We start from the raw sequence: 4,292 nt of genomic DNA, 5'->3' as shown, positions 1-4,292 counted from the left end.
AGCAGTTGACACGTGCATACTTTTTCCAGCATACCTGCGGTTCGGTGTTTGCGCTGATCCCGTCACTGATCAAAATGGGCGTGGATAGTTTAAGCCCCATTCAGCCGCTGGCGCGGGACATGGAAGCGGCAAAGCTGAAACAAGCCTATGGCGAACAGCTGGTGTTTTGGGGCGGAATTGATACCCAACAGTTATTGACGCAGGGCAGCGAGGAGGATGTAAAAAAGAATGTATTGAAAGTGCTGGCGGATATGAAGCACACCGGTTACGTACTGGCACCCGCCCATACCCTGCAGCAGGATGTACCGGCAAAGAACGTGATCGCTATGTACCGCTGAGCGTTTTAATATAAAAGTGATTTGCGTTGAAGTTGGAGATAATAAAGATATAAGAAATGTGTTGGAGAAGAATGGATATTCTCATTATGCGAGCACAGATGAAAATTATATATTTATACAAAATAAAGAACTTGATAAATTACAAAAAAATATAAGATAATAAGATAGAAAGTATTATGCATAATATTTACTGTCATATTTAATAACTGAATCAAAGGAGTGGGAATATGCTTTATATCCGTACAGACGCAAATCCAACAATAGCAACAGGACATGTAATGCGATGTATGTCTATCGCAAAAGAAGTCACGAAATTAGGCCGGGAAGTTACCTTTATCACTGCTGATTTACAGGCAAAAGAATTGATTGAAACAAACGGATTTTCGCTTATTTGTTTGAATTCACAGTGGGACAACCTTGAGAGTGAATTAGAAGTACTCATTGAATTAATCAAGGATAGAGAAATAGACCGAATACTGATTGATAGCTATTTTGTCACGGAAAATTATTTATTGCAGTTAAGAAAGTATACAAAGATATATTATCTTGACGATTTAGCAATGTTTCCATATCCAGTTGATGTTCTTATCAATTACAATAACTATGCTGGTAAACTTAACTATTCCACAGAAGGTAACTGTAAAGAAACAAAATATATATTAGGTTGTAAGTATGCACCGTTGCGAGAGGAATTCAGAGGAATTGTTGTGACTCCAAGAGAAAAGGTTGAATGTGTATTGTTAACAACAGGAGGTTCTGATTCCTGCCATGTAGCGAGCAAGTTCCTTACATATTTGGAACAAGAATATTTTAGAGCAAAAGAAAAAGCGTGTAGTATTGGCGAAATGGAATTCCATGTAATAGTAGGTAAGTTCAATGTGGATCAAGATACTCTTAATGAGTTGGCTTCAAAATATCCACAGATTATTCTTCATTACAATGTTACAAACATGGCAGAAATCATGCAGAGTTGTGATATTGCCATAACAGCAGGTGGTTCAACAATGTATGAATTATGTGTTTGTGGTGTGCCAATGATTACATATGCATTTGCAGACAACCAGTTGGCTGGTGTGGAAGGATTTGAGGAGCTGGGAGTAGCCAGTTATTGTGGTGATATTCGAGATGGTGAAGTGGAGTTGTGGAGAAGAATAGTTGTTGCAATTGGTGAATATTGTTCTGATAGTAGTTATAGAATTCAAATGGCAGAGAGAATGCAGGAAGTTGTTGATGGGAATGGGGCGCGGAGATTGGCAGAGGTAGTGACTGGTTTAAGAGATAATAAAATAATATAGATTAAGATGCACAAGTGTGGTTTGGAGATGCAATAGAAGAAAACGCATTTGTGCATTTTTGTATTTGTATTTGGCTAAAGTTGTAGATGATATGGTGTTACAGTGAAATAATGTGTGTAAATAACTTGAAAATGTAATAAAACATCATTTAATGTGTTTTTATGTTGACAGCGAAACGACAAAGGATTAAAATTCTAATAATAGCAAAATTTAGAATATTAAAAGTTTTATCTGAATTAATCATGACTGTTCAGGTTTTATTCTATTTACTTGGTGGAAGTAAATTATTGAGAGATAGTTGAAAAAAGAACGGGGAGGGGAACAAGGATAAAATCAGAGAACCTATCTTAAGATAATTTATGAAAGGCTATTGCTATGTCATACCAATAGAAATAAAGTGTATGATTATTGATTCTGTAAAAAATTAAAATTTTATTTTCACAAGGGAGGATTTTATAGTGTTTGAAAAAAAGAGTAAAAGGTTTTTTTGTTTTTTGCTTGTTTTAACATTGCTTTTCACATCCATGCCACCTGCTTCAATTAATGCAGCAGTACCTAGTGCTCCTGCCACTGCGTGGGCGTATAAAAATGCAATTAGTGTAAAACAAACATTAAGTAACCCACAAGAGGAACATTGGTATAAGCTTATTGTGACAGAACAAGGCTTGAGTTATAAGATTGCTTTAAGTACGCCTTCAGATGTAAGATATTCACTAACCTTATATAATAGTGAAGTTACTTCTTTGGCTACAGCGGTTGGACAAAGTGGGAAGGCGTCACTAAGCCGAAGTTTGCAGTCTGGTACATATTATATTAAAATAGCTAGTGCAGATGGTTCAATAAGTACACAGCAATATAGTTTGCAAACTACTGCATCACCTTTTAGTTACTTTGGAGGAAGCTGTCTTATGGCTCCCGGAGGGCAAAGTGTAGAAGTATCAGGTGGGAGTTTGTATATTGACGGAGAAAGAGTATCAAATTTTTCTTGGTCAGATTCATATTATTATAATAAGCGTCCTGCTTACGGTATGGACTATGAAGATTGGAGTCAATCGATATCTGAATCAGCTAGGGGAGTAATTGTTGATAATATTTATAGAGTTGGTTCTTATTCTGGATACCGAATTGGGACGGGAACAGTTTCCTCTTCGAATGCAGTAGAGATAAAGGTGAGAAATTTACATTATGATTACTATTATTATCAATCGATTGCTATGAATTCAAAGGGAGAAGTAGTAAGAGATAGTACACGTGAGACAATTAAAGAAGACTGTGAAGATGAGTTTATACGCGTGATTATTGATGTGGACACTAAAAAGGTAATTGACACGGATCTAAACTATGCGTATTGGCAATTTAATAGAAAAAATTCTTTTACTAATTATAGTTTTAATGTGCCCGTTCCATTGACAGAGGCAGATGCACCTACAGGATTTGCAGTTGATATAAAGAATGAAAAAGTAACAGGTGTATCTAACTTGATGGAATACAGCACCAATGGCACTAGTTGGACAGAGATAACGGGAGATGAGTTGAATATTAGCTCTATTATTCCAGCAGCAACTGCATCATCTGATTTAACTTTAAAAATAAGATTGAAAAAATCAGAAACTTTTCTTGCATCACAAGCAACAGAAATTGTGATTCCGCGTCGTATTGCAACTCCACTAGCAGCAAATGTTAGGTTTGAAGGAATAAGTGAAACAATTCTTCTTTCGGATACAATGGAATATCGTATGGGTACTACGGGAAATTATACAACATTGGAAGAAGGAAAAACTTATATAGACGTAACTGTAGATAATACAGCGAAAAGCTATCAGATTCGTGTCAAAGCAACAGATGAAAAATTTGCCTCTGTTCCATTAACAGTAAAAGTAGTGAAGAGAGCAGCTGCACCAGCAGTGGTATACACAGCTGCATCGGATGCGATTACAGGAGTATCCACTGCGATGGAATACAGTTTAGATGGCGGTTTAACTTGGATTTCAGCAACTGAAAAAACGATTCCAAGAAGCGTATTTGGTAATGAAACAGCGTTAGTAAAGGTTCGAGTAAAAGCAACAGCAACAGCAGCGAAATCAGAAATAAAAGATGTTACTGTTCCAGATGGTCCTACTAATGCCCCAACAGGTTTTAGTGTAGATATAAAGAATGAAAAAGTAACAGGTGTATCCAATCTGATGGAGTACAGTACCAATGGTACGAGCTGGAAAGCAATCACAGGAGATACGTTGGATATTAGTACGATTATCCCAGTAGCAACAGCAACATCGGATTTACTGTTAAAAATCAGAGTGAAGGCAACCACAACCGTTCCAGCATCTCAGATAGCAGAGGTACTTATTACACGCCGCGTTGCAACTCCATTAGCAGCAAATGTTAAGTTTGAGGGAACGAGCGAAACAATTCTGTTGTCTGATACGATGGAATACCGTTTAGGTACGACTGGAGATTATACATCAGTGGAAGAAGGAAAAACTTGCTTAGAGGTAACTGTAGATAGTGTAGCAAAAACTTATCAGATTCGTGTTAAAGCAACGGATGAAAAGTTTGCTTCTTTACCACTAACAGTAACTGTAGTGAAGAGAGCTGCCGCACCAGCAGCGGTATATACAGCAGCATCGGATGCGATTACTGGTGTAACCACTGCGATGGA

At 37.1% G+C, this 4,292-nt stretch carries 3 protein-coding genes; all 3 read left to right on the top strand.

The features are described 5' to 3' along the window. Positions 1 to 338, top strand: a 338-nt coding sequence (locus tag RMR19_RS04515; RefSeq protein WP_310602307.1) for a uroporphyrinogen decarboxylase family protein, incomplete at its 5' end; no start/stop codon positions are given. A 227-nt stretch (positions 339 to 565) separates the two neighbouring features. Next, positions 566 to 1,633 carry a UDP-2,4-diacetamido-2,4,6-trideoxy-beta-L-altropyranose hydrolase gene (pseG, locus tag RMR19_RS04510; protein WP_310602306.1) on the top strand — a complete coding sequence of 356 codons (1,068 nt, stop codon included), beginning with the start codon at positions 566 to 568 and terminating at the stop codon, positions 1,631 to 1,633. Positions 1,634 to 2,091: 458 nt separating this feature from the next. Beyond that, positions 2,092 to 4,292, top strand: a 2,201-nt coding sequence (locus tag RMR19_RS04505) for a hypothetical protein (protein ID WP_310602305.1), incomplete at its 3' end; no start/stop codon positions are given.

The sequence above is a fragment of the Anaerosporobacter sp. genome (genome assembly GCF_031551385.1).
Classification (GTDB): domain Bacteria; phylum Bacillota; class Clostridia; order Lachnospirales; family Lachnospiraceae; genus Anaerosporobacter.
Note: the sequence above shows the minus strand (reverse complement) of the source record. Positions and strands in the feature narration are given on the sequence as shown.

Bases quoted from the DNA above. Each gene is read 5' to 3' on its own strand.
- pseG (WP_310602306.1), top strand. From the start codon at position 566: ATGCTTTATATCCGTACAGACGCAAATCCAACAATAGCAACAGGACAT.